The organism is Nonomuraea sp. NPDC050643 (assembly GCF_040654715.1).
In the GTDB taxonomy this organism is placed as follows: Bacteria; Actinomycetota; Actinomycetes; order Streptosporangiales; family Streptosporangiaceae; genus Nonomuraea.
In genome coordinates this window covers 121387-138446 of sequence record NZ_JBFAIM010000003.1, presented here as the reverse complement: position 1 = coordinate 138446, position 17060 = coordinate 121387, and the positions used below count along the sequence as shown (strand labels likewise).

Here is a 17060-nt window from a genome sequence, read left to right as displayed (position 1 = left end):
TTGGGGGGTGATGGGGGTGACAGGAAAGCGACCGGACCGTTTCGCCTTGTTGCCGCCAGACGCTAAGCGCTCACCCCCGGCGGGGAAATACGTATGTGCATCGGTAGGACATACCGATAATTAGGTCCACGCAGGTCAGAGCACCCGAAAGTGGACGAGCACGAACCTTTGCCACGACCGCGGCATCCAATGCGGATGTGAACAACTTCCAGCGACTCGCCGCCTTGTCCGCTCTGCCCGTGGCCGCCGCTCTGATCGCCCTGCCCGCCCACGCCACCGCCCGGCCCACCTGCCCGGCGCCGTCCAAGGCGGAGCTGAGGCGGGCCGAGCCGGACCATCCACCCAGGGGCGCGACGGCCATCAAGGGAGTGCGCGTCGGCCACCTGCCGAAGGGCTTCAGCTACGGCGAGGTCGCGGCGAGCAGGCACGACGGCATCACCGAGTACGGCTACCGCTGGTCGGACGATCGCGACGACGTGGACCGCGCGCACCGGTCACTGTGGGTCCGGGTGGTGTGCCGGCCGAAGGCGACCAGGCTCGCGCAGCTCAAGAAGCTACCGGTCGACCTGGGCAGGTTCGCCGGCGCCGAGGCCGTGCGGATCGGCGGCCGTCAGGTGCTCACCAAGGTGGGCGACGGCGCGCTGGGCCACGGCCGCTACGCCGGATGGGTCGAGCGCGACGGCGTCGTGGTCACCGTGATGGCCTCCGAGCCCCTCACCCCGCGGCTCGCCGAGATCATCAAGGGGATCAGGCTCTGAGCACGCCGACCCCGCCGTCCACCCGCAGCCGCGGTGGGCCGTCCAGCAGCGGAAGACCCTCCTCGGCGGGCCCGACGCGCCAGTCCTGGACGGGCACGAGGCCGGGGCCGATCAGCTCGAAGCCGTCGAGCAGGTCCAGCACCTCCTCGCGCGTGCGGAACCTGGCCTGCGCCGGCGATCCGGCCGTCGCCAGGTCGAGCTGCGCCAGCGCCTCGGGGGCGCTCTCGGCCATCACGTGAGAGATCACCAGGGCGCCGCCCGGCACCATGCGCTTCCTGAAGGCGGCGACGATCCCGGCCGGATCCTCCTCGTCCATCACGTAGTGCAGCACGCCGACCATCAGCACGCACAGCGGCTGATCGAAGTCGATCAGTCCGCTGACGTGCGGGTCGGCGAAGATGTCGGGCGGGCGGCGCAGGTCGGCCTGGATGCCCGCGATGCCCGGCGAGTCGGCCAGCAGGACCTGGGCGTGCAGGCGCACGACCGGGTCGTGGTCCACGTAGACCACCCGGCAGGCCGGGCTCACCGCGCGCACGGTCTCGTGGATGCTGGGCGAGGTCGGGATGCCGGTGCCCAGGTCGATGAACTGCCGGATGCCCCGCTCGGCCAGGTGGCGGACGACCTCGACCTGGAAACGGCGGTTGGCCCTGGCCACCCGGCGGGCGTCGGGGGCGACGGCGAGGAGCTTCTCGGCCACCGCCCGGTCCACGGCCACGTGGTCCTTGCCACCGAGCAGGTAGTCGTAGACGCGGGCAGAGCTCGGAACCGCAGGGTCGACGCCGGGCGGAACGCGTTCTAGCTCGGTCACGGGGGCCGTCTCCTTCACCGGATGCGGCCATCCTACTCGCCAGTAGGAATCGTCACTTCACGGCATAACCACACGGTTCGCTGTCCGAGAAGTCGGGGTCGAGCTCGATCTTGGTCAGGATGGTCGCCTCGATGGGCCGGACGACGGTCTCGGTCCGGCCGCAGTCGTAGAACACGTACGAGCCGCCGTCCTGGCCGAGCACCAGCCACCGGTCGTCCTTGGACACGGCCTTGCCATCGCCGTCGCTGACCTCCGCCCACTGGTTCTGGAAGCCGGTGAGCTCCAGCACCAGGCTGCCCATGCCGTTGTCGTGCACGTCCTCGGCGGCCTGCGTCATCCACCCGACGAGGACGAACCCGAGCCCCATCCCGACGAGCGAGCCCGTGAGCACCCGCATGGCGGCCCGCCCCGTCGGCCGCGCCCTGAGCAGCCGGAACGGCACCAGCAGGCAGAACACCCCGATGACCGCGACCGTGATCACCACCGGCGTGCCGGTGATGCCGAGAACGCCGAGCAGGCCCCAGTAGGCCACTCCGGACAGCGCGGCCCCCACGGCCGCCGCCAGCCACGGCTTCTCCCTGGCCCAGCGCAGGGCCCGCGCCGCGCCGCCCCTGGTGATCCCGTTGACCAGCCAGCCGATGCCGATGGCCAGCCCGAGCACGGGCAGGAGCGCCAGGAGGAGCAGCACCAGCGTGCTGATGAGGTGCCCGAAGATCGTGGCCTGGCTGATGCCGGCCTGGTCGGGGGTGACGCCGAACGTGTCGTAAACGCTCTCGAAGCCGATGTAGAGCAGGGCGTACACGGCGATGGCGATGGGCACCGCCACCGTGCCGACCTTTTCGAGGATCTCCAGCACGCTGCCCCGGCTCTTCTCCTCCGGGAGGTCTGGGGTGTCCTGCTGCGGCGGAGCCAAAGTCTGATTCGTCATGAGAAAGAAGGATGCCGGGGAACTTATGACGCTGGTGTAACTTACGTAACAATAGCCAGTTCTGTTACATGAACGGTCAGCACCCTCCCGCTTTCCACCAGATCACGCGGCTCGCGCCCCTGAAACGGGATGCCCGCCGGTCATCACATGACCGAGAGGGACGCGCGGGGTGGCGGCGTGGGGAAAAAGCGAACAATGTCGTACATTGGACAGACTTCGACCGTGGCGGTCATTTTGCCGCGATAGAAGCTCCGGACCTGCTGCTGGGCGACCTGCGCGGGCCGCGGACCGGCATTCCATCCGCGGGTGAAGGAGAAATAGAACCGCATGACCGATGCGCTCGGGGCATGACCCTGTGCATCCTGGTGGGGACGGGTCCGGCGCGGGGCTCGTTCCGGACCTGAGAGGAGTCACGAGGGCATGGACGATGCGGCAGGCCGCCCGACCGTGATCTTGGACAATGGTGTCGTCGGCAGAGTCATGCTGGCGCACCCGCCCCGGCGCGACCTCGTGCTCGTCTTGGGCATGAACGGCACCCTACTGAGCTGCCAACTCGACGAGATCGCCTGCGTCGTCGGCGGCAAACCCCTCTGCCGCGACGGCTGACCCGCTTCCCCGGAGGACCGCCAGGGCGGCGCGGTCCTTCGGTCGAAGAGGGCGCGGATCCTCTCCGGCGCCCGGCCCGGTTCAGGGCCGGGAGACAAGGTCTCCGAGCAGCGCGGCGGCGTTGAAGTCGTTGGTGAGGCGGTTCTTGGTCAGGGCGAACGCGGTCCCGGTCGCGGTGTCGGCCCAGGCCGCGCTGCCGCCTGCGCCGGGCACCCCGAACACCGTGGGGCTCGCCTCGGCGGTGGAGGCCGGGCCGCCGATGCCGTAGCCGAGGCCCCAGGCCGACGGCATGCCGAACACCTCGTCGATGCCGCTCGACACCACGGCCGTGACCTCGCGCAGCCGCTCGGCCGAGATCAGCCGTGTCCCGTCCACCTCGCCGAGCAGCGCCGCGTACATCCGCGCGATGGCCCTGGCCGAGGTCTTGCCGCCGGCGGGGATGTCGGCCGACAGATAGTCGGGCCGGCTGCCCAGGTCCGCGCCCGGCATCAGCGTCATCGGCCCCGCCTTGAACATCGGCAGGTCCGCCGGCATCTCCCCGAACGCCGACATGTCCATCGGCGCGTCCTCCAGCCTGGCCAGCCGGGCGTGCTCCCGCTCCGGCATCCCGAAGTAGAGCTCGTCGGCCACGCCCAGCGGCCCCGCCACGTCCTCCTTCAGCACCTGTGAGATCGGCTTGCCGGTGGCGCGGCGGACGATCTCGCCGACCAGGAACCCGAACGTGTAGGCGTGGTAGCCGACCTTGGTGCCCGGCTCCCACCACAACTCGGCGTCCTCCAGCGCGGCGACCATCCTGCCCCAGTCGCACACGTCTTCAGGTGTGGTGTCCAGCGGCACGCCGGGCACGCCGGCCGTGTGCGAGAGCACATGCCGTACGGTGACGCCCTGCTTGCCGTGCCGCGCGAACTCCGGCCACAGCTCGGCCACCGGCGTGTCATAGCCGAACAGCCCCCGCTCGGCCAGCACGTGCGCGACGGTCGCGGTGGCGCCCTTGCCGATCGAGAAGTTGTAGAAGGGCGTGTCAGGCGTCACGGGCCGCCCGGCCTCCGGGTCGGCCACGCCCGCGACCACGTCCACGATCTGGACGCCGTCGCGGTAGACGGCCACCTGCAGCCCGCGCTCCGCACCCGATTCGACGAGCCTGTCGGCGGCTTCCTGAACCTGCTTCTGAAGATCACTCATGACAGTTTCTTCCCCTGTTCGTTGCCGGAACTAGACGGTACAGTACTCATTCGAGTACGGAACTGTCTAGTACTGTGTGGTCGACGACGGCAGAGAGGCGCGGGCATGGCAGCGGACGAGGACGGCCGGACGGCACGAAAGCGCAGGCAGATCCTGGAGGCGGCGCGGCCGGTGTTCCTGCGCAACGGCTACGTGGGCGCCAGCATGGACGAGGTGGCGTCGCTGGCCTCGGTGTCGAAGCAGACGGTCTACAAGCACTTCACCGACAAGGAACAGCTCTTCACCAGCATCATCATGGACACCACCGGCCAAGTGGAGGAGCTGGCCAAGATGATCACGGCCACCCTCGACGACAGCGCGGACCTGGAGAAGGACCTCGGCGAGCTGGCCCGCCGCTTCCTCGACGCGCTCATGCGGCCCGACCTGCTACGGCTGCGCCGGCTGGTGATCGCCGAGGCCGACCGCTTCCCCGACCTCGGCCGCACCTGGTACGAGCAGGGCTTCGAACGCTCGCTCACGACCATGGCCACGGCCTTCGAACGGCTCACCGAACGCGGGCTGCTGCGCGCCGACGACCCTCGGCTCGCCGCCGAGCACTTCGTGGGCCTGCTGCTGTGGATCCCGGTGAACAAGGTCATGTTCTCGGGCGGCGGCGACCACTACACCGAGGCCGACCTCGAACGCCTGTCGAAGGCGGCGGTCGCGGCGTTCCTGCGCGCGTACGCTACGTCAGATACCGCTTGATGCCGTTGGCCAGGGCGGCGGCCATGCGCTTGCGGAAGGCGGCGTCGGACATCTTGGCGGCGTCGCCGGGGTTGCGCATGTTGCCGCACTCGATGAAGATCGCCGGCCGCTTCGACAGGTTGAGCCCGCCCAGGTCGGTCCGGGTCTCCAGGCCGTTCTTCGCGATGTAGTTCGCGTAGGGCAGGCCGGTGCCGGCGCGGTAGGCGTCGCGGATGGTCCGCCCGAGCACGCGCGACGGCCTGACCACGTCGTCGTTGTGGCCGGGCAGCAACCCGGGCATGATCACGTGGAACCCGTGCCCGCTCGGCGCGGCGCCGTCGCCGTGGATGGAGACGACCGCGTCGGCCCTGGCCTCGTTGCCGATGGCGGCCCGCTCGGTGACGCAGGGGCCCACGCCCTTGTCGTTGGGCCGGGTGAGCACGACCTTGGCGCCCATCGTCTCCAGCATCGGCTTGAGCCTGCCGGCGACGTCCCAGGTGAAGGCGTGCTCCGGGTAGCCGTCGTCGGTCTCGGTGCCGGTCGTGTTGCACGCCTTGCGGCCGTTGATGATGTCGACCTGGCGGTTGATCTCCTCCGGGTGCGCGGCGTTGCCGCCGTTGTGCCCCGGGTCGAGCACCACGACCTTGCCGGCCAGCGGGCCCGCGGCGGGCGAGGCGGTGGCGGAGGGCGAGGCGGGCAGCGCCGCCTCGCGCACGGCGGGCACGGCGCCGCCCCCGCACGCGGTGGACAGCGCCAGCGTGGCCAGCACCACGGACCCGGCTCGGCAGACGCGCATGCCACCGACCGTATCGGGAGCGGACCGGCAATCCCAAGACCCACCCTGACCTGGTATTTCGTGTCGCCCTGCGCGGTTACGCCCCAGGCAGGGCCGGCTCGTCACGCTTGCGGATCAGGTACGGCGGCATCGCCAGAGCGTGCATCCCGGTCGTACGCAGGGTCTCGATCGAGTGCTCCGGCGTCTCGGTCAGCGGCTCTCCGGGGCCGTGGAGGGAGGTGTTGATCAGCACGGGGACGCCCGTGCGCTCGTGCCACCTGGTCAGCAGGGCGTGCAGGAACGGCGTGGCGACCGGGTCGGCCGTCTGCGGCCTGGCCGTGCCGTCCACGTGCGTGATCCCCGGCAGCAGGTCGCGGAACTCGGGGCGGACGACGGCGGCGTACTGCGGGAGCGGGGTGGGCCCGTCCACCTCGAAGATCCGCTCGGCGTGGTCGGCCAGCACCAGCGGCGCCAAGGGACGGAACCACTCGCGGCCCTTGACCTCGAAGTTGATGTAGTCCTGGAGGTCGCCGTCGCGCGGGTCGGCGAGGATGGCGCGGTTGCCGTGCGCCCTCGGCCCCGACTCGCTGCGGCCCTGGTGCAACCCCACCACACGGCCGCTCTCCAGCAGCGCCGTCAGCTCGCCCACCAGGTCGTCCGGCCGTTCGGCGTACAGGCCGTCGGGCAGGCTCCGCACGGCGGCCTCGATCGCGCTCTCGTCGGGCTCGGGGCCCAGGAAGTCGTCCGTCCAGCGGAAGCGGCTGTCCACACCCAGGCAGGCGATGAGCCCGTACAGGGCGCAGCCCACGGCGGTGCCGCCGTCGTGCGGGCTGGGCGGGATGAACACCTCACGGAACGGGGACTCGCGCAGCAGCATGCCGTTGGCCGAGCAGTTCAGCGCGGTGCCGCCGGCGAACACCAGCGCGTCCAGGCCGGTCCTGTCGTGCAGCCACGCGGCCAGGCGGGCCAGGGCCCGCTCGAAGGCGCGCTGGCCGGCGGCGGCCAGGTTCGCCGCCCGGCGGAACGCCCCGCCGCCGGGCTCGTAGCGGAAGGCGTCGCGGCGGCCGAACACCTCAGTCCAGGCGTCGGGGATGTGCACCTCGTGCCCGCGTACGTCGAGGTCGGGCAGGCCCAGCGCGTCCGGGTCGCCGAACGGCGCCAGCCCCATCACCTTGCCCTCGTCGCCCTCGCTCTCCGGCCAGAGCATTCTCGTGAGCTGGGCGGAGAAGCAGCCGAGCCCGGCCGGCCGGTCCCAGTCGCCGTCCCAGAGCTGCTTGGCCAGGCACTCGATCCCCTCGCGCGTGCAGTGGTAGAACGAGCCGACCTCCAGCAGGTCGCCGTCCGTACCCGGCGGCAGCTCGACCCGCTCGGTGAAGTCCCTGACCCGGCTCCCCTGCGTGCCGATCACCATTCCCGCCGCCCGCTCGAACGGCGAGGGCGGGAAGGCGCTGTAGAGGTGCGAGAGGTGGTGGGAGACGAGCAGGATGGGCGCGCCGTCCTTCAGGCCGAGCGTCTCGCGCACCTCCTCCTGGTACGCGCCGGAGTGCTCGATCTCGGTGTCCGCCGAGTAGCCCTCGACGACCAGGTCCACCGGCTCCTTGAGCAGCGGCATGGCGGGCAGGTACAGGTCGGGCAGGTCGCCCAGGCGCCCCCAATGGTGCCTGCGGCGGCTGACGCGCTCCTTCTGCAGGCTGTACATGCCCGAATCGCCCACCGCGACCGCAAGGGACCCATCCTGCGAGCGATTTATACCGACAACAATGGGAAAGTTCGCCAATTCGGTGCCTCCTGGTTGTGCTCCCGCGCACCGATACCCCTGGTCAGAACAAGTGGATCTCTCAACCGTGTAAGGGGCACGTCAGCTCTTACCGGCGGGTGATCGCCCCCGTGCCGGCCCTGCTCGCGCCGGCCGTGATGGTGTGGCTGGCGCTGGTCAACTTCCCGGCCCTGCTCGGCGTGCCGGAGGGCGACCCGCTCGCCTGGCTGCTGCCCGCGGTCTACGGCGCCGCCGCCCTGCTCGGGGTGGTACGGGCGCTTGTGCTGCGGGCCGGGCAGCCCGCGATTTACGCTCTTGTCGGGATGGGCGCCCAATCGGCCCCCGCCCAGGACACCGCATGACGAATGAGAGGAGACCTGGGCCATGGGAGAGACCTTCACGATGAGGCCGGCCGTCCGCCACGCGACGGCCGAGGACGCGGAGCAGGCCGCGGAGCTCGTCGCGACCGCGTTCGCCGGGCTGAGGTCCGCGTTCTACCTCGTGCCCGACCGCCGCGAGCGGCACAAGGTGATGACGGCCAACATCCGCATCTTCGTCGAGCACGCCATCGAGCACGGCGAGGTCCACCTGATCGACGACGGCCCCGCGGTCGCGGTCTGGTTCCCGCACGTCTCGCCGCTGCCGCCGCCGCGCGACTACGACCGCCGGCTGGCCGAGGCCACGGGTGAGTGGGTGGATCGCTTCCGTGCGCTCGACGAGTTGTCCGACCGGCACCTGCCGGCGGCGCCGTACCATCATCTGGCCTTTCTGGCGGTGCATCCCGACCGGCAGAACCAGGGGCTCGGCACGGCGCTGCTGCGGCACCACCACGCCCGGCTGAACGGGCTGCCCGCCTACCTGGAGGCCAGCGACCCGCGCAACCGCGACCTGTACGCGCGGCACGGATACCAGGGGCTGGCGCCGTTCACGCTGCCGGACGGGGCGATGGTCTGGCCGATGTGGCGGCCTGGCTCCCCGGGTTTGTGAACCGTCACAGATTTGACCGCTGACATTTACTCTCCCGTCCAGTTCACAGAATGACGAGCATGGCTCATCGTTTGCTTGCGAATCGAACTGCGAGCAGGGGAGAGCCGCCATGCGCCGCCGTACCTTCATCACAGCCGTGTCCGCAGCGGTGGCGTTCTCGGGGGCGGTGTGGCACGAGGCGATCTCCTCGGTCCGGGCCGGGACGAGCCCGTACGGGCCGCTCGGGGTGCCCGACGCGAACGGCATGGCGTTACCCGCGGGCTTCACCGGCCGCGTCGTGGCCAGGACGGGCCGCGTCGTCGGCGGCACACTCTGGCATCCGGCCCCCGACGGCGGCGCCTGTTTCGCCGACGGCACCGGCTGGATCTACGTGTCCAACTCCGAGGTGCCGCTGATCGGCGGGGCGTCGGCGATCAAGTTCAGGGCCGACGGCTCGATCGAGCGGGCCTACCGGATCCTCAGCGGCACCAACCTCAACTGCGCCGGCGGCGCCACCCCCTGGAACACCTGGCTGTCGTGCGAGGAGATCTTCCGCGGCCGGGTGTACGAGACCGACCCGTACGGCGGCGAGGCCCGGTCGCGCCCCGCCATGGGCCGCTTCAAGCACGAGGCCGCCGCCTGCGACCCCGACCACCGGGTCGTCTACCTCACCGAGGACGAGACCGACGGCTGCCTCTACCGCTTCACGCCCGCCACCTGGGGCGACCTGTCCAGCGGCCGGCTCGACGTGCTGTGCGGCCTGGCCGGCGACAGCGTCGAGTGGCGTCAGGTCCCCGACCCGTCGCCCGGCGTGCTGGCCCGCCAGACCCGGCACCAGGTCTCGGCGGCCCGGCACTTCAACGGCGGCGAGGGCTGCCACTACGCCGCCGGCGTCTGCTACTTCACCGCGAAGGGCGACCGCAAGGTCTGGGCGTACGACACCGCCCGCCAGACCGTGACCGCGATCTACGACGGCACGGGCACGCTCGACGGCGTCGACAACATCACCGGCCGTCCGTCCGGCGATCTCTACGTGGCCGAGGACGGCGGCAACATGGAGATCAACATCATCACGCCCGACGGCGTGGTCGCCCCCGTCATGCGGCTCGACGGCCAGGGCGGCTCGGAGATCACCGGGCCCGCGTTCTCGCCCGACGGCACGCGGCTCTACTTCTCCTCCCAGCGCGGCTCCAGCGGCGAGGCCGCGGGCACCGGAGGCATCACGTACGAGGTGACCGGCCCCTTCCGCCGCTGAACCGGCCACGGATTCCGCACCCCCACCCCGCCTGCCCGAAGGAGTCCTCATGGTCCGACGCACCCTCACCCTGCTCGCCGCCCTCCTGCTCACATCGAGCCTGGCTCCCCCGGCGCACGCCGCCCAGGCCGAGGTGTACGTGGCGCTCGGCGACTCGGCCGCCGCGGGACCGCTCGTGCCGAACCAGATCGGCCCCGACTACGGCTGCCTGCGCTCCGACCGCAACTACGCCCACCTGACGGCCCAGGCCATCGGCGCGAGCGGGTTCCGTGACGTCACCTGCTCCGGCGCGAAGACCACGGACATGTACCAGCCGCAAAGCACCGAACTCGGCGACGTGCCGCCCCAGCTCGACGCGCTCACCCCGGCCACGACGCTGGTCACGGTGCAGATCGGCGCCAACGACGTCGGCTTGACCGACTTCATCGAGGACTGCCTGAACCTCCTGCCCCCGCCCATCGGCGACGCCTGCAACGACGACTACATGGACAACGGCCAGGACACCTGGCGGGTCAGGACCGACGCGCTGCGGCCCCGGCTGACCACCCTGGTCTCCGACATCCGCGCCCGCGCCCCTCAGGCCCGGATCTTCGTGGTGGGCTACGCGACCTACGCCCGCCCCAACGGCTGCTACCCGCGCGTCCCGATCATCCGGGCGGACGCGAACTACATCAGGGCCACGCTCCTGTACTTCAACCAGATGCTGGCCGAGCAGGCCGCCGGGGCCGGCGTGGGCTTCATCGACCTGCAGACCCCGAGCGTCGGCCACGACCCGTGCACCTCGCCCGGAGTGCGGTGGATCGAGCCGTACGTCCCCGCCGCCCCCGCCGCGCCCTTCCACCCGAACGCGCTCGGCATGCGGGGCTTCGCCACCGCCGTGACGGCCGCGGTCACCGGGGCGGCCAGCGGGGCGGTCAGCGGGGTCCTGTGAGGCGGCGCGCGGCCAGCGCGGCCCCGATGCGCTGGAGGTGAGCGGGGTCCACCGGGTCGAGCCCGGTCAGGCTGACGGCCCTGCGCAGGCGGTAGTCGACGGTGTTCGGGTGCACGTGGAGCAGCTCCGCCGTACGCCGCCGGTCGAGGCCCGTCTCCAGGTACGCCTTGAGCGTCCTGAGCAGGTCGGGGTTGTCGAGCAGCGGGTCCAGCAGGCCGGCCAGGGCGGCGGTGGCCTCGCTGGACCTGGTGAGCTGGTATTCGAGCAGCACGTCGGCCAGGCGGTAGGCGCCCGGTGGGCGGTCGAAGATGCGTACGACGTCGAGGACCTCCTCGGCCAGCCGCGCCGCCGCCGGCACCTCGTGCGGCGGCGCGCACTCGACCGCCAGCCACACGGGCGCGCCCGCCGCCTCCCCGGCCGCCCGTGCCAGCTCGCCCGCCACGGGCTCGTCACCCTGGAGCGGCACGAGGACGAGCCCGCCGGAGGTGTCGAGCGCGGGCAGCACCGGCTCGGCCGCGTGCCGCTGGAGCGCGGTCCTGATCCGGCGCAGCTTGCGGCGGCCGGCGATCGCCCCGCCCGGCCCGTCCTCGTCGGGATGCCGCCCGGCCGCGACGGCCAGGACCAGGTAGCGCGGCGCCGGCCGGACCCCGGCCAGCGCCGCCCGGTCACCGCCGAGCAGCGCGGCCACGGTGGCGTGCATGGCGTGCTGCTCCTGGCTGAGCAGGCTCTCGCGCTCCTCCAGGTACGCCGTGCACACGGCGGCCGTCGCGGACTCCATGTACAGCAGGATGATCCGGTTGGCCTCCAGCACGTCGTCGAGGTCGCCGGGCTCCGCGTCCGCGAACAACCGTTCCCCCACCATGCGCGCACCCAGGTGGTAGGCCGCGAGCAGGGCTTCGAGCGGCACCCCCTCCTGGGCCCGCCGGGCCGCCGACTCGCGCAGCGGCGCCAGGTCGGCCCTGACGGGCGGGCGGCGGTCGCGGAAGACGCGGGCGATCAGGCGCAGGTTGTGCTCGGTGATGGCGGTGATGTCGCCGTCGAGCTCCTCCCGCGGCAGCCGCCGGTAGAGCGGGATCTGCTCGGCGAAGCCCCGCACGAGCCGCCTGGCCAGCTTGGGGACCTGGCGTTCGAGCACCTCGTGCACGGGGCGCCCGGCCAGGGTGAGGGCGCGGACCACGCTCGAACCCTGCCAGAACATCGGGCATTGGTGAAGGCCCCGGCCTCACCGCGCCGGGGCCTTCATCCGATATGTCTACAGGCCGGTCACTTCGAGCTCGACCCGGTAGGAGTAGAAGGTCTCGTCGGTCCCGTCGACGTAGTCCACCACTGTCGTGGAGGCTCCGACGGCGAGCGGGGCGCACACGGAGGACCCGGAGACGGTCGCGGTGCCCAGGCTGTCACCGCGGCCGACGGCCGGCGGGGTGACCTCGCGCAGGTCGAACGACACGCTCCCGGTGTCGCTGACCACGGTGCTCGGGAAGCCGAAGTCGGCGGGGTCGCCGTCGTCGCCGTTGCGCATGTTGTAGTAGCCGTTGTTGGGGAACAGGTTGCCGCCGACCAGGAAGCGGAGCTCGTCCTTTCCGTCCCTCTCGTCCACGTTGAGGTTGTCGATGTCGTAGAGCTCCACCTGGCAGAACGAGGCCATGGAGGAGGCGGCGGCGGGGAGCGCGGCCACCGCCATGGGAGCGATCAGACCCGCCGCGAGGGCGAGTGCGGCGATCAGCTTGGGAGAGCGCATGCTGGTTACTCCTGATGTCCTTTCGCGTCGCGACCTTCGCGAACACGGCATCAGAGTGGGTAGGCCATCGTGAGCGCATCGTTAGAGCGCAGCTCAGTAGTGCAGAGCACACGCCGTACGTAACGTTTGACACAGTCGGGCAAGGGGGGTCGCGCCTACCCTCACGCGTTATGGGAGACTCGCTGACCCTGCTGCTGCTCGGCGCGCCGGATCTGGCCGTAGGCGGGCTGCCCGTGGGCATCCGCTCCGCCAAGACACGCGCCCTGCTCTGTTACCTCGCCACCACCCCCGGGCCGCGCTCGCGGGGTGAGCTGGCCGCGCTGCTGTGGGGCGAACGACCCGACGTCAACGCCAGGGGCAGCCTGCGCCTGGCGCTGTCGGAGCTGCGCCGGGAGGTGGGCGGATGGCTCGACATCACCCGCGACCACGTGCGCTTCCTGGCCGGCGACGGCTGCTTCGTGGACCACCGGCACCTCACCCAGGCGCCGACGGTGTCCGAGGCGCTGCGGCTGTGGCGCGGGGACTTCCTGGACGGCGTCTCCTTCGACGACGCCCCCGCCTTCGCCGGGTGGCTGGAGTCGGAGCGGCAGCGGGTCCGGCTGCTGCTGCGCGGACTCCTCGTACGGACCGGGCCGGACGGGACCGACCAGGTCGTCCGGCTGGCGCGCATCGTGGCGGCGCTGGACCCGTACGACGAGGAGGCGCATCGGCTGCTGATGGCCTCCCTGGCTCGGGCCGGCAACCGGGCCGCGGCGCTGACCTGCTACGACGACCTGCGGCGGCGGCTGGCGAGCGAGCTGGGCGTCTCCCCCGCCCCGGAGACCCTGGCCGTCAGGCGGGAGCTCGTGCCCCGGCCCCCGCCTGCCCGCCGCACCCCCTTGCCCGTTCCCGGCACGGAGCTGATCGGCAGGGACACCGACGTGCGGCGCCTGCGCGCGCTGCTGTCCCGCGAGCGCCTGGTCACGCTGATGGGACCCGGCGGCGTCGGCAAGACGCGCCTGGCCATCGCCGCCGCCACCCCGCCACCGCCCTCCTCGCTGACACGAGGGCCCGCCTCCCGGGAGACGGCGTTCGTGTCGTTCGCCGGAGTGCGGCCGGAGGCGGCCGTGACGACGCTGGCCCGCCGCCTGGGCGTGGATCTCTCGCCGTCGCGCCCCGCGCTGGAGCTCCTCCTGGCGGCCCTCGCCGCCCGCCGCCTCCCGCTCCTCCTCGTCCTCGACAACCTCGAACATCTCCCCGGCTTCGACCCGGTCATCGGCGACCTCCTGCGCGCCGGCCCGGACGTGCGGGTGCTGGCGACCAGCCGGCGCCGGCTGGACCTGCCCGGCCAGGTGACGCTCACCGTGGAGGGCCTGCCGGGACCGGCCGCCGAAGCGCTGTTCGCGGCCAGGGCGCTCGCGGCGCGACCGGCGTTCGACCCTGACCGCGAGGCCGCCCTGGTGGCCGCGATCTGCGCCGCCACCTGCGGGCTCCCGCTCGCCATCGAGCTGGCGGCCAGCCTGCTGCGCGCCGTGCCGTGCGCGGACCTGGCGCAGCGCCTCGGCGTGGACCCCGGCCTGCTGTCGGCCGCCGGCCCGGCCGCCCGCTCCCGGCACGCCTGCATGCGCACGGTCTTCGAGACGTCGTGGGACCTGCTGGACCCGGCCGGGCAGGACGCGCTGGCGGCGCTGGCGGTGTTCCGTGGCGGGTGCACGCTGCGCGCGGCCCTGGAGGTGGCCAGGACCACGCCGGAGGTGCTGGTCCGCCTGGTCGACCACAGCATGATCCAGCTCACCCCGTCGGGCCGCTACACCATCCACCCCCTCATCCAGCAGCTCGCCGCCGCACGCCGTCCCGACGGCTCCCCGGCCCGCCACCGCCATGCCGCCCACTTCGCCCGCCTGCTCGCCCGCCACGCCCCAGCCCTGCATGACGCCTCCGACACCGAGGTCACCCATGTGCTCGGCGCGGAGCTGGACAACATCCGGCTGGCCTGGACGGCCTCGGGCGAGCCGGCCTTCCTGGACCACTACTGGACCCTGTGCCTGCGATTACGCCTCTACGAGGAGTCGGGGGTGATCGTCCGGCGGCATCTCGCCCGTACGCCGCAGGCTCCGCACCTGCGGGCGCGCTGGCTCCGGATGGCCGGGGTGAGCGCGTACCAGCTCGCGCGGGAACGTGAGGCCGACCGTCTGGCCCGCCAGGCGCTCGCCGCGCTGGGCGAGCCGCTGCCGGGCTCCGCGGCCGGCCGGGTCGCCGCCATGGCGGGAGGCGCGGTGCGGCAGGCCATACGGCGGCTGCTCCCGCTCACCGGCACCGACCCGGCCGGGCCCGAGGCCGCGCAGGCGCTGACGTTGCTGGCCAGGCTCGCCTACCACCGGCAGGACCTGCCCACGATGCTGGCCGCCTCGCTCCGCCAGCTCAACGCCGCCGAGCGGGCGGACGACCCCGCGCTGAGAGCCGAGGCGTACGCGAACTTCGCCACGATCGCCCGCATGGCCGGCCGCCACGGCCTGGCCGCCCGCTACGGCACACTCGCCGACCGTGCCCTGGCCGCCATCGGCCACCCCACCGACGCCGCCAACCGCGCCCGGCTGGCGCGCGGCCTCGACCAGCTCCATTCGGGCGCGTTCCGCTCCGCCCGCGGCTCGTTCACCGAGGGCCGGGCCAGGACGCTCGACCCGCGGATGGCCGAGAACTGCGTGGGCATGCTGGCCGAGACCGCGCTGTGGCAGGGCGACTTCGAGGAGGCGGCGCAGTTGTTCGCGCACACGGAGGAGCTGTCGGTCAAGCGCGTGGGCGGGGACGACATCGGCCGCTACTGGTGCCTGACGGGGCGGGCCGAGGCGCTGCTGCGGGTGGACGGGGTGGCGCCGGAGCGGATCCGGGAGGTGGTGGCGGCGGCCCGCGCCTCGACCGACCGGCGCATCGCGTACGAGCGGGAGCTGGGGTTGCGCGACGGGCGCGTCATGCGGATCACCCAGGACATGCGCCTGCTGACCGCCTCCGCCCGCCTCGACCTCGCCGCACCGTCTCAGAGCGCCGGCGCGCTCCCGCCCCGGGAGGCGCTCGCGCGGGCTCTGGCGCTCGGGGCCCTGCTGCCGTCGGCGCAGCCCGGCATGATCGAGTGCTGGGCCGGGCTCGCCGAGCTGCTCTGGGCGCTGGACCCCCGTCCGGACCGGGCCACCGCGCGCCGGCTCACCACCCATCTGACCAGGTACGCGGCCCGCAACCCGGGCGCGGCGGCCCGAATCGGCTGGGCCCGGGCCCTGGCCCTGGCGGTGGCGGGCAAGGACCGGGCGGCACAGAAGGAGGCGGAGCGGGCCGTGGCCGCCGCGGACCGCCTGTCGGTCCCCTACGACCACCGCAGAGCGGAAGAGATCACCCGGCGGCTCGGGCACGTGCGCCGCTGAGCGGCAGCCGGGCTGTGCTTCCCCCTAGAGGGCCCGCGCGAGGTCATGCACCGTACGTCAGCCGGCGCAGCACGGTCTCGGCCGGGCCCCGCCGTCCGCGGAAGGCCGTGGCCAGCGCCACGGTGGCCAGCCAGGCGGCCACGGCGATGCCCGAGGCGGCGGCGTCGCCCACCTTCGAGCCGAGACCGCCCGCGTACGGCGCGAACACCGCCACGAAGATCACCGACTGCAGCAGGTAGCAGGTCAGCGACCACTGCCCGCACGCCACCAGGGCGGAGACCACCGGCCCCGGGGTCCCGCGCCGCGTCCGGCTCACGGCGAGACCGATGACGGCCGCATACGCGAGGCCACCGGCGATGCCGGTCAGGCTGTGCAGCACGTACACGGCCACGGCGACGGCCGTCGAGGGCGCCCAGGCCCCCGTGTCCACCAGCGTCAACGGCACCCCGCCGGCGACCGCCACGCTCACGCCCACCACCGCGACCCGGGAGAGCAGCGCCCGATGGGCGGCCGGCTCCTCGAGCAGCCGCCGGCGGGCCGCCCAGATGCCGAGCAGGAAGGCCGACACGACGCCGACCGCGAAGTACGTGGGCGTCATCCCCACCCAGCCGATCAGCCTCATCATCAGCGCCTCGACCGGGTCCGCCATGGCGGCGGGCGTGTCGCCCTTGGGAGCGGAGACGGTGAGCAGCCCGAACGCGGCGAGGATGACGACGTGCAGGGCCAGCCCGACCCCGGCGGCCCACAGCAGGGCCCGGTCCTGGCGCCGGACGAACCCGATGAGGACGAGCCCCACCAGCCCGTACGCGCCCAGGATGTCGCCGAAGAACAGCAGCAGCGCGTGGCAGAACCCGAAGGCCAGCAACCATAGGCTCCGGCGTCGCAGCACCCGCCGCGTCTCGGGCCAGCTCTTGCCCGCGGCGAGCTGCCGGCCCGCGAGCTGGGCGAGGCCGTAGCCGAACAGGGCGGCGAACATGGGGAGCGCCCGCCCGTCGACCAGCAGGATCTGGACCCCGGCGACCAGCCGGTCGACGAGGCCGCCGTCGAGGGCGTAGCCGCGGAAGCCGGTCTGGTGGCCGGACAGGTACATGTGCGCGTGGGCGACGGCGATGAGCAGCAGCATGAGGCCGCGCGCGAGGTCGGGGGCGAGCGCGCGATGAGTGAGCGGCACGGCTCCCCGGGGCTGGACGGGGGCGGGCGGGGCTAAGGACATGACTCTCCCAAGGAAATTAGATACACGAA

The 17060-nt window shown here is 72.5% G+C and carries 16 protein-coding genes; 8 read left to right on the top strand and 8 right to left on the bottom strand.

All coding sequences use genetic code 11. The features are described 5' to 3' along the window. Positions 1–197: 197 nt before the first annotated feature. Positions 198–758: a hypothetical protein gene (locus AB0I15_RS04855; protein ID WP_358090219.1), complete on the top strand. Its 561-nt coding sequence runs from the start codon at positions 198–200 to the stop codon at positions 756–758. Here AB0I15_RS04855 and AB0I15_RS04850 read toward each other — a convergent pair. Continuing rightward, the gene (locus tag AB0I15_RS04850; RefSeq protein WP_358090216.1) at positions 748–1566 is read right to left on the bottom strand and encodes an SAM-dependent methyltransferase; all 819 of its coding nucleotides are present in this window, start codon (positions 1564–1566) and stop codon (positions 748–750) included. The two genes, AB0I15_RS04855 and AB0I15_RS04850, sit on opposite strands and share 11 nt — an antisense overlap. Before the next feature lie 52 nt (positions 1567–1618). Beyond that, positions 1619–2494, bottom strand: a complete 876-nt coding sequence (locus tag AB0I15_RS04845) for a hypothetical protein (RefSeq protein WP_358090214.1) — start codon at positions 2492–2494, stop codon at positions 1619–1621. 420 nt (positions 2495–2914) lie between these two features. On the opposite strand from AB0I15_RS04845, the gene AB0I15_RS04840 reads away from it, so the two are divergent. After that, positions 2915–3100 carry a hypothetical protein gene (locus tag AB0I15_RS04840; protein ID WP_358090212.1) on the top strand — a complete coding sequence of 62 codons (186 nt, stop codon included), beginning with the start codon at positions 2915–2917 and terminating at the stop codon, positions 3098–3100. A gap of 81 nt (positions 3101–3181) precedes the next feature. Here AB0I15_RS04840 and AB0I15_RS04835 read toward each other — a convergent pair whose 3' ends face one another. Next, on the bottom strand, positions 3182–4282 hold the full coding sequence (locus AB0I15_RS04835) for a serine hydrolase domain-containing protein (RefSeq protein WP_358090210.1): 1101 nt from the start codon (positions 4280–4282) through the stop codon (positions 3182–3184). A gap of 105 nt (positions 4283–4387) precedes the next feature. Between AB0I15_RS04835 and AB0I15_RS04830 the strand changes: the two genes are divergently transcribed. Further along, positions 4388–5026, top strand: coding sequence for a TetR/AcrR family transcriptional regulator (locus AB0I15_RS04830; RefSeq protein ID WP_358090207.1), 639 nt, complete (start codon positions 4388–4390; stop codon positions 5024–5026). Here AB0I15_RS04830 and AB0I15_RS04825 read toward each other — a convergent pair. Beyond that, positions 5007–5801 (bottom strand): N-acetylmuramoyl-L-alanine amidase, encoded by a 795-nt coding sequence (locus AB0I15_RS04825; RefSeq protein ID WP_358090205.1) that lies wholly within the window; start codon positions 5799–5801, stop codon positions 5007–5009. The two genes, AB0I15_RS04830 and AB0I15_RS04825, sit on opposite strands and share 20 nt — an antisense overlap. A gap of 76 nt (positions 5802–5877) precedes the next feature. Then, a complete protein-coding gene (locus AB0I15_RS04820) occupies positions 5878–7479 on the bottom strand; it encodes a carbamoyltransferase C-terminal domain-containing protein (RefSeq protein ID WP_358090203.1) in 1602 nt (533 codons plus the stop codon). A 176-nt stretch (positions 7480–7655) separates the two neighbouring features. Here AB0I15_RS04820 and AB0I15_RS04815 point away from each other — a divergent pair, with 176 nt between their 5' ends. The 4 genes from AB0I15_RS04815 (at position 7656) to AB0I15_RS04800 (ending at position 10688) form a co-directional block, all read left to right on the top strand. Next, entirely contained in the window at positions 7656–7898 is a 243-nt protein-coding gene (locus AB0I15_RS04815) for a hypothetical protein (protein WP_358090200.1), read from the top strand. Between the two features lie 22 nt (positions 7899–7920). Then, the gene (locus tag AB0I15_RS04810; RefSeq protein ID WP_358090198.1) at positions 7921–8523 is read left to right on the top strand and encodes a GNAT family N-acetyltransferase; all 603 of its coding nucleotides are present in this window, start codon (positions 7921–7923) and stop codon (positions 8521–8523) included. A gap of 109 nt (positions 8524–8632) precedes the next feature. Beyond that, positions 8633–9757 carry an alkaline phosphatase PhoX gene (locus AB0I15_RS04805; RefSeq protein ID WP_358090195.1) on the top strand — a complete coding sequence of 375 codons (1125 nt, stop codon included), beginning with the start codon at positions 8633–8635 and terminating at the stop codon, positions 9755–9757. Between the two features lie 49 nt (positions 9758–9806). Then, positions 9807–10688 carry an SGNH/GDSL hydrolase family protein gene (locus AB0I15_RS04800; protein ID WP_358090192.1) on the top strand — a complete coding sequence of 294 codons (882 nt, stop codon included), beginning with the start codon at positions 9807–9809 and terminating at the stop codon, positions 10686–10688. Here the strand turns inward: AB0I15_RS04800 and AB0I15_RS04795 are convergent. Beyond that, positions 10672–11886, bottom strand: a complete 1215-nt coding sequence (locus AB0I15_RS04795; RefSeq protein WP_358090189.1) for a helix-turn-helix domain-containing protein — start codon at positions 11884–11886, stop codon at positions 10672–10674. The two genes, AB0I15_RS04800 and AB0I15_RS04795, sit on opposite strands and share 17 nt — an antisense overlap. 54 nt (positions 11887–11940) lie before the next feature. Further along, positions 11941–12426: a hypothetical protein gene (locus AB0I15_RS04790; protein WP_358090187.1), complete on the bottom strand. Its 486-nt coding sequence runs from the start codon at positions 12424–12426 to the stop codon at positions 11941–11943. Between the two features lie 170 nt (positions 12427–12596). On the opposite strand from AB0I15_RS04790, the gene AB0I15_RS04785 reads away from it, so the two are divergent. Continuing rightward, the gene (locus AB0I15_RS04785) at positions 12597–15818 is read left to right on the top strand and encodes a BTAD domain-containing putative transcriptional regulator (RefSeq protein ID WP_358090184.1); all 3222 of its coding nucleotides are present in this window, start codon (positions 12597–12599) and stop codon (positions 15816–15818) included. 43 nt (positions 15819–15861) lie between these two features. On the opposite strand, the gene AB0I15_RS04780 is transcribed toward AB0I15_RS04785, so the two are convergent. Next, positions 15862–17031, bottom strand: coding sequence for a DUF418 domain-containing protein (locus AB0I15_RS04780; RefSeq protein WP_358090181.1), 1170 nt, complete (start codon positions 17029–17031; stop codon positions 15862–15864). Between the last annotated feature and the right edge of the window lie 29 nt (positions 17032–17060).

Coding starts and splice junctions, on each gene's coding strand:
- AB0I15_RS04820 (WP_358090203.1), bottom strand. CDS start 7,479: ATGTACAGCCTGCAGAAGGAGCGCGTCAGCCGCCGCAGGCACCATTGG.
- AB0I15_RS04825 (WP_358090205.1), bottom strand. CDS start 5,801: ATGCGCGTCTGCCGAGCCGGGTCCGTGGTGCTGGCCACGCTGGCGCTG.
- AB0I15_RS04845 (WP_358090214.1), bottom strand. CDS start 2,494: ATGACGAATCAGACTTTGGCTCCGCCGCAGCAGGACACCCCAGACCTC.
- AB0I15_RS04800 (WP_358090192.1), top strand. CDS start 9,807: ATGGTCCGACGCACCCTCACCCTGCTCGCCGCCCTCCTGCTCACATCG.
- AB0I15_RS04785 (WP_358090184.1), top strand. CDS start 12,597: ATGGGAGACTCGCTGACCCTGCTGCTGCTCGGCGCGCCGGATCTGGCC.
- AB0I15_RS04835 (WP_358090210.1), bottom strand. CDS start 4,282: ATGAGTGATCTTCAGAAGCAGGTTCAGGAAGCCGCCGACAGGCTCGTC.
- AB0I15_RS04840 (WP_358090212.1), top strand. CDS start 2,915: ATGGACGATGCGGCAGGCCGCCCGACCGTGATCTTGGACAATGGTGTC.
- AB0I15_RS04795 (WP_358090189.1), bottom strand. CDS start 11,886: ATGTTCTGGCAGGGTTCGAGCGTGGTCCGCGCCCTCACCCTGGCCGGG.
- AB0I15_RS04790 (WP_358090187.1), bottom strand. CDS start 12,426: ATGCGCTCTCCCAAGCTGATCGCCGCACTCGCCCTCGCGGCGGGTCTG.
- AB0I15_RS04805 (WP_358090195.1), top strand. CDS start 8,633: ATGCGCCGCCGTACCTTCATCACAGCCGTGTCCGCAGCGGTGGCGTTC.
- AB0I15_RS04780 (WP_358090181.1), bottom strand. CDS start 17,031: ATGTCCTTAGCCCCGCCCGCCCCCGTCCAGCCCCGGGGAGCCGTGCCG.
- AB0I15_RS04830 (WP_358090207.1), top strand. CDS start 4,388: ATGGCAGCGGACGAGGACGGCCGGACGGCACGAAAGCGCAGGCAGATC.
- AB0I15_RS04810 (WP_358090198.1), top strand. CDS start 7,921: ATGGGAGAGACCTTCACGATGAGGCCGGCCGTCCGCCACGCGACGGCC.